Source organism: Sphingobacterium multivorum, assembly GCF_039511225.1.
Classification (GTDB): domain Bacteria; phylum Bacteroidota; class Bacteroidia; order Sphingobacteriales; family Sphingobacteriaceae; genus Sphingobacterium.
Window position 1 is genome coordinate 4823446 of the sequence record NZ_CP154261.1, and the last position, 16867, is coordinate 4840312.

15 protein-coding genes and 2 tRNA genes are annotated in these 16867 nt (G+C 39.5%); 11 read left to right on the forward strand and 6 right to left on the reverse strand.

The genetic code is table 11. The annotated features are described in order from the left end of the window. The first annotated feature begins 5 nt into the window (after positions 1 to 5). The 4 genes from dapA to rplI all read left to right on the forward strand — a co-directional run bounded on the left by dapA (position 6) and on the right by rplI (position 2123). On the forward strand, positions 6 to 884 hold the full coding sequence (gene dapA / locus AAH582_RS20040; RefSeq protein WP_046671749.1) for a 4-hydroxy-tetrahydrodipicolinate synthase: 879 nt from the start codon (positions 6 to 8) through the stop codon (positions 882 to 884). A gap of 148 nt (positions 885 to 1032) precedes the next feature. Further along, a complete protein-coding gene (rpsF, locus tag AAH582_RS20045) occupies positions 1033 to 1401 on the forward strand; it encodes a 30S ribosomal protein S6 (RefSeq protein WP_046671750.1) in 369 nt (122 codons plus the stop codon). Next, a complete protein-coding gene (gene rpsR / locus AAH582_RS20050; protein ID WP_028071347.1) occupies positions 1401 to 1664 on the forward strand; it encodes a 30S ribosomal protein S18 in 264 nt (87 codons plus the stop codon). The genes rpsF and rpsR overlap by 1 nt, the downstream gene beginning before the upstream one ends. Positions 1665 to 1679: 15 nt before the next feature. After that, entirely contained in the window at positions 1680 to 2123 is a 444-nt protein-coding gene (gene rplI, locus AAH582_RS20055; RefSeq protein WP_046671751.1) for a 50S ribosomal protein L9, read from the forward strand. 578 nt (positions 2124 to 2701) lie between these two features. On the opposite strand, the gene trxA is transcribed toward rplI, so the two are convergent. Both trxA and dnaE read right to left on the reverse strand, forming a co-directional pair. Further along, on the reverse strand, positions 2702 to 3022 hold the full coding sequence (gene trxA, locus AAH582_RS20060) for a thioredoxin (RefSeq protein WP_046671752.1): 321 nt from the start codon (positions 3020 to 3022) through the stop codon (positions 2702 to 2704). A gap of 124 nt (positions 3023 to 3146) precedes the next feature. Further along, positions 3147 to 7565, reverse strand: a complete 4419-nt coding sequence (gene dnaE, locus AAH582_RS20065; protein ID WP_343319964.1) for a DNA polymerase III subunit alpha — start codon at positions 7563 to 7565, stop codon at positions 3147 to 3149. 730 nt (positions 7566 to 8295) lie between these two features. On the opposite strand from dnaE, the gene AAH582_RS20070 reads away from it, so the two are divergent. Beyond that, entirely contained in the window at positions 8296 to 9078 is a 783-nt protein-coding gene (locus AAH582_RS20070) for a Cof-type HAD-IIB family hydrolase (RefSeq protein WP_046671754.1), read from the forward strand. Here the strand turns inward: AAH582_RS20070 and AAH582_RS20075 are convergent. Beyond that, complete coding sequence (locus AAH582_RS20075) at positions 9075 to 9674, reverse strand: hypothetical protein (protein ID WP_343319967.1); 600 nt, start codon at positions 9672 to 9674, stop codon at positions 9075 to 9077. The genes AAH582_RS20070 and AAH582_RS20075 overlap by 4 nt on opposite strands. A gap of 45 nt (positions 9675 to 9719) precedes the next feature. Here AAH582_RS20075 and AAH582_RS20080 point away from each other — a divergent pair, with 45 nt between their 5' ends. Beyond that, a complete protein-coding gene (locus tag AAH582_RS20080; RefSeq protein ID WP_046671756.1) occupies positions 9720 to 10619 on the forward strand; it encodes a pirin family protein in 900 nt (299 codons plus the stop codon). 163 nt (positions 10620 to 10782) lie between these two features. Here the strand turns inward: AAH582_RS20080 and AAH582_RS20085 are convergent, their stop codons facing one another. Next, positions 10783 to 11382 (reverse strand): DUF502 domain-containing protein, encoded by a 600-nt coding sequence (locus tag AAH582_RS20085; protein ID WP_046671757.1) that lies wholly within the window; start codon positions 11380 to 11382, stop codon positions 10783 to 10785. Positions 11383 to 11426: 44 nt separating this feature from the next. Beyond that, positions 11427 to 13868 (reverse strand): bifunctional UDP-N-acetylmuramoyl-tripeptide:D-alanyl-D-alanine ligase/alanine racemase, encoded by a 2442-nt coding sequence (locus AAH582_RS20090; protein WP_343319970.1) that lies wholly within the window; start codon positions 13866 to 13868, stop codon positions 11427 to 11429. A 77-nt stretch (positions 13869 to 13945) separates the two neighbouring features. Between AAH582_RS20090 and AAH582_RS20095 the strand changes: the two genes are divergently transcribed. The 5 genes from AAH582_RS20095 (at position 13946) to AAH582_RS20115 (ending at position 16232) form a co-directional block, all read left to right on the forward strand. Continuing rightward, positions 13946 to 14434 (forward strand): regulatory protein RecX, encoded by a 489-nt coding sequence (locus AAH582_RS20095; protein ID WP_286753194.1) that lies wholly within the window; start codon positions 13946 to 13948, stop codon positions 14432 to 14434. 112 nt (positions 14435 to 14546) lie between these two features. Continuing rightward, positions 14547 to 14619 (forward strand) — tRNA-Gly (locus AAH582_RS20100). Positions 14620 to 14624: 5 nt separating this feature from the next. Further along, a tRNA-Leu gene (locus AAH582_RS20105) sits at positions 14625 to 14709 on the forward strand. Positions 14710 to 14902: 193 nt separating this feature from the next. Beyond that, on the forward strand, positions 14903 to 15256 hold the full coding sequence (locus tag AAH582_RS20110) for an ISAon1 family transposase N-terminal region protein (protein ID WP_070569066.1): 354 nt from the start codon (positions 14903 to 14905) through the stop codon (positions 15254 to 15256). Next, entirely contained in the window at positions 15249 to 16232 is a 984-nt protein-coding gene (locus AAH582_RS20115; protein ID WP_343319977.1) for an ISAon1 family transposase, read from the forward strand. Before AAH582_RS20110 ends, AAH582_RS20115 begins: the two co-directional genes overlap by 8 nt. Here the strand turns inward: AAH582_RS20115 and AAH582_RS20120 are convergent. Beyond that, positions 16162 to 16755: a hypothetical protein gene (locus AAH582_RS20120; protein WP_343319979.1), complete on the reverse strand. Its 594-nt coding sequence runs from the start codon at positions 16753 to 16755 to the stop codon at positions 16162 to 16164. The genes AAH582_RS20115 and AAH582_RS20120 overlap by 71 nt on opposite strands. Positions 16756 to 16867 lie beyond the last annotated feature (112 nt).

Sequence of the window (16867 nt, forward strand, 5' to 3'; positions counted from 1 at the left end):
ACAAGATGAACGAGCTTCACGGCGCAGGAGTAGCATTAGTCACTCCTTTTAACTCAGATGAATCTGTTGATTTCGAAGCATTAGGTCAGCTAATTGACTTGCAAATCAACGAAGGTATGGATTATTTGGTTTCTTTAGGTACAACTGGAGAAGTTGCCACTTTAACCAATGATGAACGAAAGCGCATCTGGGATTTTACTGTCAAGCGCGTGAACGGTAGACTACCCTTGGTTGCTGGAATTGGTGGAAATAATACGGCCGAAATTGTGGAGCAAATTAAAAACTTTGATCCAACAGGTTTTTGCGCAATTCTATCGGTATCTCCTTACTACAACAAACCAACACAAGAAGGCATTTACCAGCATTATAAGGCTGTTGCAAGCGCCTCTCCACTTCCAGTTATTTTATACAATGTACCTGGACGTACGGGTAGCAATATAACAGCACAGACAACATTGCGACTGGCCAATGATTTTTCGAATATCGTAGCCATCAAAGAAGCTTCCGGCAATTTTGCACAATTCAGCGAAATTCTACGGGATAAACCAGCAGAATTTCTATTGATTTCCGGAGACGATCCGGTTACCTTGCCGATGATGTCGCTTGGCGCTGCTGGTATCATTTCAGTGATCGGAAATGCGTTACCGAAAAAGGTAGCCACATTAGCGAAGTTATGTGCTGAAGGCAATTATGCCGAAGCTAGATCAATCCACAATGAACTTCTTAACATCACAGATCTATGTTTTATTGAAGGAAACCCAGCTGGTGTAAAATACATTTTGCAGGAATTGGGGATTGGAAAAGATCAATTAAGACTTCCTTTAGTGCCTGTTAGCGAAAAAATCCAGGCAGCTATCAAAGAAGAATTAAAGAAATTGAACTAAGATATAGTCGAATTCGTTTGAGAAAAAGTTTAGATTCCAGGAAAGGGTCTAAACTTTTTTATTTCAAAGCATTGCAACATAACAATATAATAACTACCTTTGCACTTCCACAAAAGTGGAATTTTAAATAACAAAATTAATTAACAAAATGCAACAGTACGAATCTGTAATCGTTCTTACCCCGTTGCTTTCTGATGATGCTGCGAAAGAAGTAATCGCAAAATTCAAAAACATCTTAACAGAAGGCGGAGCCGAGATTGTCGCTGAAGACAATTGGGGTTTGAAAAAATTAGCGTATCCAATCCAGAAAAAAACGACTGGATTTTATCACTTAACTGAATTCAAGGCTCCAGGTGAATTAATCAATAAATTAGAGGTTGAATACAAACGTGATGAGCGCATTATGCGTTTCTTGACTGTAAGCTTAGACAAACATGCCAAAGCATACAACGAGAAAAAACGTAGCGGTGCATTCAACAAAAAAGCTGAAACTAAAACTGAGGAGGGCGCAAACTAATGGCTAACGAAAATATCCAATACGTAACTGCTCCTAAAGTAGAGGACAACCGTAAAAAATACTGTCGTTTCAAAAAGAATGGTATCAAATATATCGATTATAAAGATGCTAACTTCTTGATGAAATTTGTAAATGATCAAGGTAAAATCTTACCTCGTCGTTTAACTGGTACATCTTTGAAATTTCAACGTAAAGTAGCTCAAGCTGTTAAACGTGCTCGTCACATCGGCTTATTACCTTACTTAGCTGATGCAATTAAATAAGGAGGACGATAGAGAATGGAAGTAATTTTAAAACAAGATATCAAAGGCTTAGGTGAGCAAAACGATATCGTTAATGTAAAACCAGGTTTCGGTCGTAACTACTTAATCCCGCAAGGATTTGCTATCCAAGCGACTGAATCTGCAAAGAAAGTTTTAGCTGAGAACATCAAACAAGCTCAGTTCAAACAAGAAAAAATCAAAAAGGACGCTACTGAATTAGCAGGTAAATTGGAAGCTATCAAACTTTCAATTGGTGCTAAAGCAGGTGAATCTGGTAAAATCTTTGGTAAAGTAAACAGCATTCAAATTGCTGATGCGTTGAAAGCAAAAGGTTTTGATGTAGATCGTCGTCGTATCACTTTCGAAGTAGAACCTAAAGAATTAGGTGAATACATCGCTAACTTAAACTTACACAAAGAAGTGAAAGTTCAAGTTCCTTTCGAAGTAATTGCTGAATAATTCAGTTTATTTAGTCAATAATATAAAGCGGCTATCCTTTCGGATAGCCGCTTTTGTTTTACCCCTACTTTACCCCCCAAAAAAAACTCGCGTTACGGAGAGCAACGCGAGGCATAATCTAGGGTATTTGAAAGGGAAAATCTTTATCAATCTCTATTTTTTTAAAAAAAACAACTCCAAAACCACCGAGTCAAAAAAAATAACATCGAAACCAGTTAAACCGAAACAAATCCTTTTCGAAACTCAATTTCAATACTCAAAAGAAGGAAAAAATATTCATTTTTACAAATTAAAATGAATTTTTTATCAAAAAATCATAAATAATTTTAAATTTTCAAAAATATAAACATAAAAACAGGGCAATAAATCACTAAAAACCACAATAACACCAAAAATGTTTAAACAAAAGCAGAAAAACAACGTAAAACATAAACGAAAACATAAAAACAACATAAAAAGAATAAAAATCAAGATAAAAATCAGAAAAAACACTAAATAAAATTCAAATAGATAAAATTTAACAGCAAAAAAAAGCCTGAAATATAATATTTCAGGCTTTTTTTTATTTTTCAGCTAAATTATGCTAATTGTTTTTCCAATTTCTCGTTCAATACTGATTTTGGAACAGCTCCAATTTGTTTATCAACGATTTCTCCATTTTTAAAGAACAATAAAGCTGGAATATTACGAATGCCATAACGAACAGAAATCTCTGGATTTTCATCTACATTCACTTTTCCTACAACAGCTTTACCTTCATAATCCTTAGCCAATTCTTCAACCACAGGACCTACCATACGGCAAGGACCACACCACTCTGCCCAAAAATCGATTAATACTGGTTTGTCTGCTTTTAAGACAACTTCTTCAAAGTTGCTATCTGTAATTTCTAATGCCATAATCTTTTAATTTTATAAACCGAAGTTATATCTATAATACTATTTAATTGCTAAAATCAATAAACAAAGATACTAACAACTACCAATGTATTTGTAATCTTAATTACACAAATTCTAATCCAAACTAATTCAATCGGTAATTTATCCCTTCAAACTTATCTATACAATCCAAAAATTCATTTGTTAGGTTTATTTTCAGACTTTTAGCTGGCATTTCGACAGATATTTCATCTTGGGGATCCCATATTTTAAACTTCAATTGACAATTTGGCACAACTCCCTCGATCTCATTTTGCGCCAGTATATCCTTGATTCCATCAAGAAATGCTTCGTTCAACTTAGGTAAAGGAATATTGATCGTAAAACTCTTCGCCATCTTCTCACGAAGATCCGAAAGCAACTGCACACTACGCAGCTCAAAGCCCCAATTTCCAACCTGTCTGAAACGCTCCTGTACCAAACCCCGTAATTGCACAAAATACCCCTCTTGCAAATATCCCTTCAACTTGACATATTCTTCACCGAAAACTGCCATATCATAAGAATCACTATAATCCTCGATGATAAATGACGCAAAAGGCTTACCCGTCTTCGTCAATCGATGGTTTGCCGATGCGATAATACCGCCAATCACCAATTCTTTGTTCTTGATCCGATTAAACTCAAGCAAAGTCTCTTCATCGACCTCTGCCGCCTTAACCTTATTGATCAAGGCCAAATCTGACACCGAATTCTGACAAAAATGTTCAATCTCAAACCGGTAGGTATCCAAGGGGTGACTGGTCAGATAAATACCGATAACATCTTTTTCATATTTAAGCTTTTCAATCAATCCCCATTGCGGACATGGCGCCAAAACTGGCTCAGGCAATTCTGCAGCCCCTCCTACACCAAACAAGCTCGCTTGGGCCGAACTTTCATTTTCCTTAAAGCGCTGGCCAAATCGGATCGCCTTTTCCATTCCTGTTGAATTTTCATCCGAATGAAAATATTGTGCACGGTGCGTATTCTCAAAACTATCAAAGCCTCCAGCATAAGCCAGACTCTCAAAAGCTTTCTTGTTGACCGCACGAAGATCGATTCGTTTAGCCATATCGAAAACAGATTTATACAATCCTGATTGCCGTGTTTGCACGATAGCGTCTACCGCTCCTGCCCCAACACCTTTCACCGCACCTATTCCAAAACGAATAGCTCCAGATTCATTTACGGTAAACTTATAATAGGATTCATTCACATCTGGCCCCAATACCTGCAAGCCCATTCGTTTACATTCCTCCATAAAGAATGTCACCTGCTTGATATCATTCATGTTATTGGAAAGTACCGCAGCCATGTATTCCGCAGGAAAATGCGCTTTTAAATAAGCGGTCTGATAAGCAACCCAAGCATAACAGGTCGAGTGGGACTTATTAAATGCATAACTCGCAAAAGCCTCCCAGTCGGTCCAGATCTTCTCCAGAACTTTGGCATTATGCCCTTTCTCCTCTGCTTGTGAAACAAACTTAGGTTTCATCTTATCCAACACAGCCTTTTGCTTCTTACCCATGGCCTTACGCAAGACATCGGCATCACCTTTCGAGAATCCGGCTAACTTTTGAGACAAAAGCATAACCTGCTCCTGGTATACTGTAATACCGTAGGTTTCCTTGAGGTATTCCTCACAAGCATCCAAATCGTAAACAATGGGGTCTATACCGTGCTTACGCTTAATAAAACTTGGAATATATTCGATTGGCCCCGGACGATAGAGTGCATTCATCGCAATCAAATCGGCAAATACCGTCGGCTTAAGGTCGCGCATGTATTTCTGCATTCCAGGAGATTCATACTGGAACACACCTATGGTTTCTCCACGCTGAAAGAGCTCATACGTAAGCTCATCATCAATCGGAAATTGATCCGGATCAAGCACAATACCATGGCTTAATTTGACATTTTCAACCGTATCTTTAATCAGTGTCAGTGTCTTTAAGCCCAAAAAGTCCATTTTCAGCAAGCCGGCACTTTCAACCACGTGGTTATCGAACTGCGTCACATACAGATCAGAGTCTTTTGCCAAAGAAACAGGAACGAAATTAGTAATATCGTCTGGCGTAATAATAACACCACAGGCATGAATACCTGTATTCCGAACAGAACCTTCCAAAACCCTAGCCTGTCGGATCGTTTCGGCCTCAAGCCCAGCTCCATCGGCAATAGACTTTAGCCTATTCACAGCTTCGATCTCTTCAGTTCTTAGCTTTTCCTTTAACCCCGCATCATCCAAGGTAAAAATTTTAGATAATTTAAGATTTGGGATCAGCTTGGCAATTTCATTGGCATCACCTAAAGGCAAATCCAATACGCGCGCCGTGTCCTTAATGGATGACTTGGCAGCCATAGTACCATAAGTAATAATTTGGGCAACTTGACTGGCCCCATATTTATTGATTACATATTGCATGACGCGCCCACGGCCCTCATCATCGAAGTCAATATCGATATCGGGCATGGATACACGGTCAGGATTTAGGAAACGCTCAAAAAGTAAATCATATTTGATCGGATCGATATTGGTAATACCAAGACAATAAGCGACAGCAGAACCGGCAGCCGACCCACGTCCAGGCCCAACAGAAACTCCCATATCACGAGCAGCAGCAATAAAATCCTGTACGATCAGAAAGTATCCGGGATATCCCGTCTTCTCGATTGTCGCCAACTCAAAGTCTAGACGTTCACGAATATCGTCCGTAATTTCCTGATAACGTTTTTTTGCCCCAACATAACATAGATGAGCAAGGTATTTATTTTCACCACGTTTTCCACCATCCTCCAGATCGGCTTCCACTTGAAATTCCTCAGGAATATCAAATTTAGGTAAAAGGACATCGCGGTTTAACTTAAATATCTCTACCTTATCGACAATCTCCTGAATATTTAAAATTGCTTCGGGTAGATCTTTAAAAAGGGCCTTCATTTCATCTGAAGATTTGAAATAATATTCCTGATTGGGTAAACCAAAACGGAATCCACGTCCCCTACCTTTTGGAGTCGATAGCTTCTCACCATCTTTCACACAGAGCAAAATATCATGCGCATGCGCATCGCCTTTCTTCTCGTAATACGTATTATTGGTTGCAACAACTTTGACCTGATATTTGCGGGAAAATTTAAGCAGGGTTTGATTCACACGATCTTCATCTTCCTGACCATGGCGCATCAATTCAAGATAAAAATCATCTCCAAATTGCTCTTTCCACCATAGCAGGGCCTCTTCGGCCTGGCTCTCACCAATATTCAGTATTTTATTAGGTACTTCCCCTTGTAGGTTACCCGACAGGGCAATAACATCTTCCTTATATTGAAGGATAAGATCTTTATCAATACGGGGTACATAATAGAACCCAGCAGTATACGCAAAGGAAGCCAGTTTAGCCAGGTTATGGTACCCCCGTTTATTCTTTGCCAATAATACAATTTGATACCCATTGTCCTTTCGGGACTTATCTTTGTGGTTTTCGCAAACAAAAAATTCACAACCAACAATTGGTTTTAAAAGTTGACCAGTAGGCTCCTGCCCATTTTCAATCGCCTCGGCATTCTGCGCTTCTACCTCCTTGTTATGTCCAATAACACGAGACACAAATTCAAAGGCGCCCATCATATTTCCATGATCGGTCAATGCAACCGCAGGCATATTATCCTTGACCGCTGCCGAAACCAACCTATCGTATGACATCGTGGACTGCAAGATCGAAAACTGAGAGTGGTTATGTAAATGGGCAAATTTGGCATCCTTTAAGGCTGCTAATGCGTCCGCATCAACAACAACCTTGACTTCATCGGGCTGAGACCGTTTTCTAATTTCATCAGAAGCTGCTTTTAGGTTGATATGTTTCAGTCCAGCAGTGGGTATAGGACCAGGATTGTTCGTTTTAAAATCGACAAAGTAGCCCGTATCGACCTGAAGTTCTTCGGCAGTGAATACTTCTCTTCTTACAAGCTCCAGAAAACAACGTGTTGTCGCTTCCACGTCGGCTGTTGCATTATGTGCCTCAGCAAACGGTACTCCAAATAAATAAGAATGCAGCTCGGTAAGGTTAGGCAACTTATAGCGTCCGCCCCGTCCGCCTGGGATTTTCAGAAGTTCAGCTGTTACTTCCGTACAGGTATCCAATACAGGCATATTAGCCATATTGGACGTGACACCATAACGGTAAAATTCACAGCCCATGATATTTAAATCAAAACCAAGATTTTGTCCAACAACAAACTTGGCTTTATTCAAGGCCACATTGAATTTCTCTAAGACCTCCTGGAGCGGCAATCCCTGCTCTTCTGCCAATGCAGTCGATATGCCGTGTATTTTTTCAGAGTCATAGGGTATATCAAATCCATCTGGCTTAACCAAGAAATCGTGATGTTCGACCAAATTTCCCATCTCATCATGAATCTGCCAAGCCAATTGAATACAGCGAGGCCAATTGTCCGTATCGGTAATTGGTGCGTCCCAACGCTTAGGCAAACCCGTCGTTTCCGTATCGAAAATAATATACATAAAATTCTAAACCTCTTTAATACAACACATTAAATGCAAGACAATTTACATTTTTTTGAACTTGAAATTTACGAAATTATTAGAGAAGATTATGTCAGATTTTTGCGAAAATCCACTAAAGAAAATCTAGCATGACACAATACCGCCTGCTGGTTCCTCTTTAATAAGAAACAGCAGCATAAACTCCTCAATCTTCCTTTTTTTATGTATATCGAAAGGGTCAATATCAGGTCAAATTGTAAAATCCTCCATCTCTTTTTTTATCATGTATTTCGAAATAGCTAAACTTATACCAACGTCAATTTAACAGCTCTTTTAACAGGTATCTAATAGGGACTTTATAGGGACCTCATTCGGATGAACCCCTGTTACCTGCCCATTAAGTCCCTTTTATTTCAGGTTTTATTTTCACTAAATTATACGGTTGACCTTTACTTGTCTCTACCAAGTGTGGTAAAAATTTTCATAGGGACCGATGTCGATACTCGTCTGGCTAAATTCAACAAGCCTGCACAATTAACATATTACTCCCAACACTACATTGAAAGATAATACATCTCAAACCGCAACACACTACTTATTAGGTCGGTGCCCCTTTACCCGTGTATTTCTACCCACAATACAATTAAATATCAGATAACCCTAAAGGAGTTAAAATAGCCCAAATTTAATATTGTAATACTTACACTATCCCAAGTATTTAGTATATTTGGTTTTGACCCAAAAATCCATGATTAAAGCGATCTTTTTTGACATCGATGGAACTTTGCTAAGTTTCAAAACGCATCAAGTTCCCGAATCTACTCAACAGGCATTTCAATTATTAAAAGAAAAAAATATCAAGGTATTTGTTTCAACAGGAAGATCCTACAATCAGCTGGGGCATATTCGTTACCTCGATTTTGATGGATATATCACCTTCAATGGCGGGTATTGCGTCACAAAGGAACAGGAAGTCATTTATAAAAATAACATCCCTCAAAAAGACATTCGCTCCTTATTGGATTATGCTAAAAAGCGTGAGGACCTGACTTTTTCATTTATGTCCGAAAAGGAAATTTCCTTAAACCAGGTTACACCTGAGGTACAACGAATGTACGAACAGGTCAATGTGCCGACACCACCTATTCGGGATTACGAAAAGGATTTTGATCTGGACTCCGTTATGCAGGTCAATGTTTTCATCAATCCTGAAGAAGAAGCTGAATTCATGGAAAATGTGATGCCAAATTCAGTTGCTTCGAGATGGACGCCCATTTTTGCGGATGTCAATCCGATGGGGCAAAGCAAAAAAATTGGAATAGATGTTTTTTTAGATCATTTCAACTTTACCTTGGAAGAAACTATGTCATTTGGTGACGGCGGAAACGATATTACCATGCTAGCGCACACCCATATTGGAATTGCTATGGGTAATGCAAATCCCGAGGTAAAGGAAATTGCAGATTATATAACAGACAGCGTTGATGAAAATGGCATCTGGAATGCATTAAAACACTTCAATATCATCTAAAGTTGGATAGTTAAAGTTATTCGAGAGGTATTGCTGTTGCTATTCATCAGCAAATTATGTTTTTCCGGAAAAAGATAGTCCAATCGCTGTCTAAAATCACGTATCAGTGTACTGCTAAATTGACTTTCCAGATAATGGTTCACACGATAGCTAACTTCAAGCATAATCAACTTGGATGAGCCCGATAATCGGATCCGTACAGGATGAGAAGACATCGTATTATAACCATTCTCAACAGCATGCTGTACCACAGGAAAAAGAATGAGCGGCGGCAACATCATCTCCTCCTGAGACTGAAGCCTATTTTCCCATTTGACGGTAAAACCTACTGGAAGAAAACGTTCAGCCAATTGTAAATATTGGTTCAACAAGCTAAGCTCCACCTGCATCGACTCCAATCGGTCAACATGAAGCTTAAGCAACTGCTCTTGGAAAGCAAAAAAGTCGGCTGGATCTATTTTGTTACTTTGTATTAGGTGATCGATCAAAAAACTGTCCAGCTGACTGTTCCTAAAAGACAACCTATCTGCCAGCGCCAAAAGCGCTTCATTTCTTACACTCTTTTTACCCAAAAAACGATTGATTATACTTGACATTTCTTAAATTGCTGTAGATTAGAAACACAAAAATAAGGAAACATTATGTCAAATATTGCAATAGTTATTGAAGAAAGAGCCGCTGACATAGGCAATTTCTTAGTTGGGCGACTTCTTCCTTTCAGGCAGAAACGTATGGTCGGCCCTTTTATCTTTATCGACCACATGGGACCTGATAACATTGCCGAACCGCACTTTATGGATATTGCACCACATCCGCATATCGGGTTATCCACATTGACTTATCTATTCGAAGGTAGCATTATGCACCGTGACAGCTTAGGAAATGCCGTTGAGATCAAACCTGGAGCAGTCAATTGGATGACGGCAGGTAAGGGTGTTACACACTCCGAACGAACCCCGGAACAACTGCGATCGACGCCGCACGACCTCCATGGACTGCAGATTTGGGTGGCCCTACCAAAAGAACTCGAAAAAATGGAGCCTAATTTTGTTCACATAGAAGAACCGCAACTTCCACATTGGACCGAAGATGGCGTATCCTATCGCTTAATTGCAGGAGAAATTAAAGATCACCGTTCCGAGGTCCCCGTATACAGCCCATTATACCTTATTGAAATCAAAGCGGAAAAAGATGCAACTATTAAACTAGGTGATCATCTATATGGCGAAAGTGGATTATATATCCTGCATGGGACTGTTCATGCGGAAGGTCAGGAATTCGGTCCAAAGCAGATTTTAGTTGCCAAAGATGCGAAACTGTGTGAATTCAAAATGGAGGCTGGAACCTCGGTCTACATTTTTGGTGGCGAACCTTTTCCTGAACAACGCTATATCGACTGGAACTTCGTCGCTTCGGACATTGAAACATTAAAAATAGCGCGCGAAAAATGGGAAAAACATGAATTTCCAAAGGTTCCTGGAGATGACGGCTATATTCCAATCCCGCCAGTAAATCCAACTTTAGGGCAGAAAAAAGCTTAGCAGCACTATTTTTTCACTTCAACTGGTTAATCGCCAATGTATCTACCGGATTGGGATTACAATTGGAAGGACAAAACAGACAAAAACAAAAAGGCTGGAAATTGTGGACAATTTCCAGCCTTTTTATTAAATAAATCTTAAAGTCAACTGTTGCAAAAAAGTACTAATGGGCTATCCCGCTCACACCACCGGACACAACCAATTTCATGGCATCTGTTGGCGACATATCTAATTTTTTCACCTTGTCTGCACTGATAATGACAACCTGTCCCGCAAAAGAATATGAATATGGAAAATACACCATAACCTCTTCTTCAAGCCCAATGCTTTTTAAATCATGTTGCGTTAAGAAACCTATCTTCTTCAGACCAAACTCATTCACCGTTACCAAGACAGGTTCATTAAATTTCTTTGCGTCACCAACAAAGGCCTCTGTAAAATCTTTAATCGAAGAATATAATGTATTTAAAAGTGGAATCCGCTGGATCTGATGATTAATCCACACTTTAATTGGATCTGTAACAAAATTTGTAAAAATAAGCCCTGCCAAAACCAACACCAAAATAACGGTCAGAATACCTATTCCCGGAATATACAAGGGATGCCCTCTATCATCTTCCAAAAAATGTTCAGTTAGATTCAATGCCGAATCAACTGATGCAACAATCCAGACTATTAAAAAAATAGCACCAGCTAGAGGAACCACCACCAGGATACCTCTTATCAAATAATTAATAAAGCCTCTAATTAATTTGCTAAACATGAATTGAAAATCAAATATTATTCAAAAATGCAGAATATCCTTTATTATTCATAAAAATATACTCTTTTTACGCGTTGGGAAATACTGGTCAGCAGTTCATAAGGGATCGTTCCTATAGCCTTCGCTGCTGACTTTATATCAGGGTACACGATAACTTCATCTTCCTCTCCAACTTCCACATCCGTTACATCCAGCATACACATATCCATACAGATATCACCTATAGTAGGGACTAAAAAACCGTTAACCAACATTTTACCGACACCATTACCAAAACGCCTATCGTAGCCGTCCGCATAACCAATTTTAATCGTGGCGATCTTACTATCTCTATACAGAACACCGTGCCTATTATAACCTACGGTCTCACTTGCCGGGAGGTATTTAATCTGCGTCACATTAGTTTTCAAGGTACTCGCCTCCCTAATGGGTAAATCATGCCGCTCAATATCGATACCATAGAGACCTATCCCTAACCTGACCATATCAAAATACGCATTCGGCCATAGTTCAATACCCGATGTTGCTGCAATATGACGTAGAAAGGAATATCCTAGACCACTTTCCAGACGTTTCGTAAACTCATCCAGCAGATCAATTTGTCGCTGTGTAAATTCCCGGTCCTTTTCATTGCCTGCAGACGCTAAATGGGAAAAGGCAGATTTAACCTCTAAAACCGCTTCCGTACGCAACACAGCTATTAAACGATTGACCTCGTCAGGCATAAAACCCAACCGATGCATGCCAGTATCTATCTTAATATGAATCGGAAAGAAAGTTATCTGTTTCGTTTTCAGAAAATTCAAGAAGGAAAACAATATTCTAAAGCTATAAATCTCCGGTTCAAGGTTGTACTGAACGATGGACTCAAAAGAACTTTCATCCGGACTCATTACCACAATAGGCAATGTGATTCCCGCACCGCGCAAATCCACCCCCTCATCCGCAAAAGCGACCGTCAGATAATCCACCCGATTAAATTGCAAAAGATTTGCTATCTCGAAACTTCCACTACCGTAAGAGAAAGCTTTGACCATCGTCATCAGCTTAACATGCTTCGGCAACAACTGGCGGTATACATTTAGATTGTTTTCCAGTGCATTCAAATTGATTTCAAGCACTGTATCATGTGATTTTGCGACCAAAAGCTGACTGATACGTTCAAAATGAAACTCCCGTCCTCCTTTCAGTAATACCGTCGCATTTTCAAAAGAAAGCGACCTTATATCGGCCAAAAAAGCAGCAGTATCGCTATATGAAATGGAAGGCACATCAAATTGTGCAGCCAATTTAGGCAACACTTCACCTATCAATATCAATTTATCCAAACGATACTCACTAAGCAAACGTCTCAGCTTGGACAAGCTTTTTTCATCTTCGATAGTAACACCGGGAATATCCGATAATATCAACATCTTGAACGGATGCTGGCCCTGTTGATTTAAAAACTCCAGGGCTATTTGTAGTGCATCCAGATCATTACTATACGAGTCATCGATAATGGAGCTATTCTTTTTTCCTTTTTTTAACTCAAGACGCATCGCCACAGGCTGCAACTCTTTAATCCTCGATGCGATCACTTCATTTTCATAACCAAAACGTAGCATCACCGCTACACAATTTATGGCATTCTCAACATTTCCTTTATCCACAAACGGTACTTCAACAGCAAAGGTGCGCCCGGTATAATAGAAGGTTACCATAGTAAATCGGTCGTTGACCTGTTTGATGGAATACACCTCCAAAGAAAGCCCCTCATCAAGCCCCCAGGAAAATTTTCGTGGCCGATAAGGCAATTGAACATTTTCAAGGTAAGTATTCGGAAAAATCATGGTTTCAACATGTTTAAACAACTCGAGCTTTTCATAAATCTTTTCCTCCTTCGATTTAAAACCGGCTTTATGTGCCACACCAATGTTGGTCAATAGTCCCATGGTTGGTTTTATCATCTGCTCAAGGCGCTGCATTTCTCCTTTCTCTGAAATTCCTGCTTCGATCAGCGCAAGATTATACTGATCGGATAGTCCCCATAACGAAAGTGCCACACCGAGCTGAGAGTTATAACTCTTGGGACTTCTATAGATCTTATATTCAGGAGACATCAGCTGAAAAAGCCATTCTTTCACTATCGTTTTACCATTGCTACCAGTGATTCCAATGACCGGGTAATCGAATTTCTTCCGATGAAAAGTTGCCAGTTCCTGCATAGCGACCAAGCTATCCGCTACCCAAAGAATGTTAGCCTCCAAAAACTCCATTTCCTGTGCACTATCGATTTGAAGCACAAAATTACGAACTCCCTTATCATAAGCTTCTCTAATATAACGGTGGCCATCTCTATTCTTCTGAAGTGCAAAAAAAATCCCGTTGTCCGCTTGGACAATTTTACGGCTGTCGTAAAATAAATGCTGGACAAAAGAATTGGGATCCGTGATAAATGTGCGATTGGGATGTAAAATCTGGGCGATTTCCGATATTTTGTACATTCTCCTGATATTTTTTGATTGTGTCAAAACTGAACATTTTTTTAGTTATTTCATATTATTTTTGAAATTTTGACAATATGTTTGACGAGGAAAAAAGAAATAAGAAGATATTAACGCAGCATCAGGCACAGTTGAAAGCGGAAAGCTATTGCGTCTATCAAGAACGCGCACAGCAAGAAGTACGCGATAAGCTCTACAGCTGGGGACTACACGAAGTAGAAGTCGAAAATATTTTGGCCAATTTGATCGCCGATAATTTTTTAAATGAAGAACGCTTTGCTATTGCCTACTGTAACGGAAAGCTCCGCATGAAAGGCTGGGGTAAAGTAAAAATCAAGCAGGCACTCAAGGCAAAACGGGTATCCGAACAATTGATAAAAATTGCATTTAAGCAAATCGATCTCGATGAATATGAACAAATCTTAAATCACATCATTGACAAAAAACTCCGTGAGATTAGTGGCAAGGACCGCTATGCGGTTAAAAACAAAGTTTATCAGTTTGCACTATCTCGCGGATTTGAGAGTGATTTAATTTTTTCTATACTGAATTCAAAGGAGTTATAAAAAACACAGAAAGAAAGTAAATAAATATTTTGCAATATTGAATTTTCGCTCTATATTTGCATCACCAAAAAGGAACGCAAGGTTCTTTTAAAAATTGAAATAAAATTCCAATGCGAAAATAGCTCAGCTGGTAGAGCACAACCTTGCCAAGGTTGGGGTCGCGAGTTCGAATCTCGTTTTTCGCTCACCTGCCTAGGTGGTGGAACTGGTAGACACGCAGGACTTAAAATCCTGTTCCCGTTAAGGGAGTGCGGGTTCGATTCCCGCCCTAGGTACAAGAAGGGATTAACGAATTTCCTTCTATGGCTTGCTCCACAAAGAGCAAGCCTTTTTTGTTCATAGCCAGATAGTTATGATGGAAAATAGGATTGAGCGTGGGTGTTCTAAACGTACCATTTTGGGATCAAGCAGACTTCTTGGGGGAATATCAAAAATTTCCTAGTTTAGCATCTTTAATACAGATATCCCTTGCAAGACGCCGAACGTAAATTACTATCGCTATTGATGCCCGAAGGGCTTTTAGAATACTTTCAGATTTTAGAAGTCGATCAGGTTGACAATCAACTCCACATTTATTTAGACGAGCTTAATATTTCTCCAACAGGCTATGAGAACAGCAAGCTGGAGTCAAAGGGCTTTATGCCTTCTACAGAGATTTCCGACTTTCCCATTAGAGGTCAGAAAGTTACATTACATATCCGCCGCCGTCGCTGGACAGTCTTAGATACGGGACAGATTATCACAAGAGATTGGAACCTGGTCCGTGAAGGTACCCGAATGACAACTGAATTCGGGCTTTTTTTAAAGAAGATATTTGGATAACTATCCTGTAAGTGCCCAATTGGTAGGATTATTCTTCCAGATGGACGGCAAGCAACTTCAGGATCAATACAAGAACCATCTCAGTGACTTCCATGATTGGGGCCAAAAGCCACATGCAGAGCGATGGACTCTTTTCCCCGGGAATATCTCCGAACGCTTGAGCATCGATGAGACCAGTTTTAGCAACGGTGAATTATATACCATTGTTAGCAGTAAATCGGCAAAAGGGCGTAAAGGGACGATTTTGGCAACTATCAGGGGCACAAAGACTGAGGATATCATGACTGTTCTTGAGCGAATACCTTTACGTTCAAGGAATAAGGTAAAGGAGGTGACCATGGATATGTCACCGAACATGGCTAAGGCAATCCGTAGATGTTTCAGGAATGCCAGGCGTATGGTCGATCGGTTCCATGTCCAAAAGTTAGCTTACGATGCAGTGCAGGAACTCCGTATCAGGTATCGTTGGGAAGTATTGGATGCGGAAAGCAAGAAGATAATGGAATCGCGAAAGGGAGGAATCCCATATGAACCCGAGTTGTTGCCTAATGGAGACAAGCTCAAACAGCTACTGGCTAGATCCAGACACCTCTTGTTCAAGCATCTAGGCCGATGGTCCGAAAATCAGAAACACCGAGCTGAACAGTTGTTCATGCGGTTTCCCAAACTAAAGCTGGCTTATGACCTTGGAATTGCCCTGGGGGACATATTCAATAAATGCAGGGACAAAAAGATAGCATTTACCAAACTGGGACTGTGGCATAATCAGGTTGAGAATGCGGGCATCGCCTCTTTTGAGAGCGTAGCAAGATCCATTGCAGCACATCATCAATATATCCTACACTACTTCGACAACAGAAGCACCAATGCTTCAGCAGAATCTTTCAATGCAAAGCTCAAAGCTTTCAGGAGTGTCTTTCGTAGCGTAAGAGACACCACATTCTTCTTATATAGAGTAATGAAACTGTATGCTTAAAAACTTTACCCCCCAAACTTTCGGTATGATCCCCATTTTCAAAGGTCAGTCCTTCTTTGAACACCCTATTTAAAATCGAATGTTTTTCGTTGATTGTAGCACGTTTGAATAGTTCAGGTATATTCAACAATTGTGGAATTAATTCTATCTGCTTTTTAACCTTTCCAACAATATCAACGGACAGATCAGTTATTTCGGATTTTAACCTAGCTAGTTCTATTGAAAACCTTTTATACCCTTTCTGATAAGTTTCTCCATTAATTATATCGTTCAAAACTTTATCTTCAAGTCTCTCAAGCTTTGTCTCCGTTTCTTTCAATTGCAATTTTTTACTCTTCAATTCTATAGATCGTACTTTCGTTACTTTTGCCAATTCATCTTTAATATAGCCGATCAGTTCATTAACCTGTTGCTGATTAAAACTTAAATGTTCAATCAAAAGATTATATCTTTCGTGCAAGAGTTTTCCGGGAATATTTATTGAAGTGTGATTTACGCAACGGTAATACAAATAATAGTTCATTTTACCTTTACTATATCCAGCCGTCATATGACCTCCGCAACAAGTAGCTTTAAGAATGCCGAAAAGCCATTGGCAAGTAGCAATTTGGCTGTACCTAGTTCAACCTTATTTT

Excerpts from the sequence above, each read along its gene's own strand:
- dapA (WP_046671749.1), top strand. The coding sequence starts at position 6 with ATGAACGAGCTTCACGGCGCAGGAGTAGCATTAGTCACTCCTTTTAAC.
- rpsF (WP_046671750.1), top strand. The coding sequence starts at position 1,033 with ATGCAACAGTACGAATCTGTAATCGTTCTTACCCCGTTGCTTTCTGAT.
- rpsR (WP_028071347.1), top strand. The coding sequence starts at position 1,401 with ATGGCTAACGAAAATATCCAATACGTAACTGCTCCTAAAGTAGAGGAC.
- rplI (WP_046671751.1), top strand. The coding sequence starts at position 1,680 with ATGGAAGTAATTTTAAAACAAGATATCAAAGGCTTAGGTGAGCAAAAC.
- trxA (WP_046671752.1), bottom strand. The coding sequence starts at position 3,022 with ATGGCATTAGAAATTACAGATAGCAACTTTGAAGAAGTTGTCTTAAAA.
- dnaE (WP_343319964.1), bottom strand. The coding sequence starts at position 7,565 with ATGTATATTATTTTCGATACGGAAACGACGGGTTTGCCTAAGCGTTGG.
- AAH582_RS20070 (WP_046671754.1), top strand. The coding sequence starts at position 8,296 with ATGATTAAAGCGATCTTTTTTGACATCGATGGAACTTTGCTAAGTTTC.
- AAH582_RS20075 (WP_343319967.1), bottom strand. The coding sequence starts at position 9,674 with ATGTCAAGTATAATCAATCGTTTTTTGGGTAAAAAGAGTGTAAGAAAT.
- AAH582_RS20080 (WP_046671756.1), top strand. The coding sequence starts at position 9,720 with ATGTCAAATATTGCAATAGTTATTGAAGAAAGAGCCGCTGACATAGGC.
- AAH582_RS20085 (WP_046671757.1), bottom strand. The coding sequence starts at position 11,382 with ATGTTTAGCAAATTAATTAGAGGCTTTATTAATTATTTGATAAGAGGT.
- AAH582_RS20090 (WP_343319970.1), bottom strand. The coding sequence starts at position 13,868 with ATGTACAAAATATCGGAAATCGCCCAGATTTTACATCCCAATCGCACA.
- AAH582_RS20095 (WP_286753194.1), top strand. The coding sequence starts at position 13,946 with ATGTTTGACGAGGAAAAAAGAAATAAGAAGATATTAACGCAGCATCAG.
- AAH582_RS20120 (WP_343319979.1), bottom strand. The coding sequence starts at position 16,755 with ATGAACTATTATTTGTATTACCGTTGCGTAAATCACACTTCAATAAAT.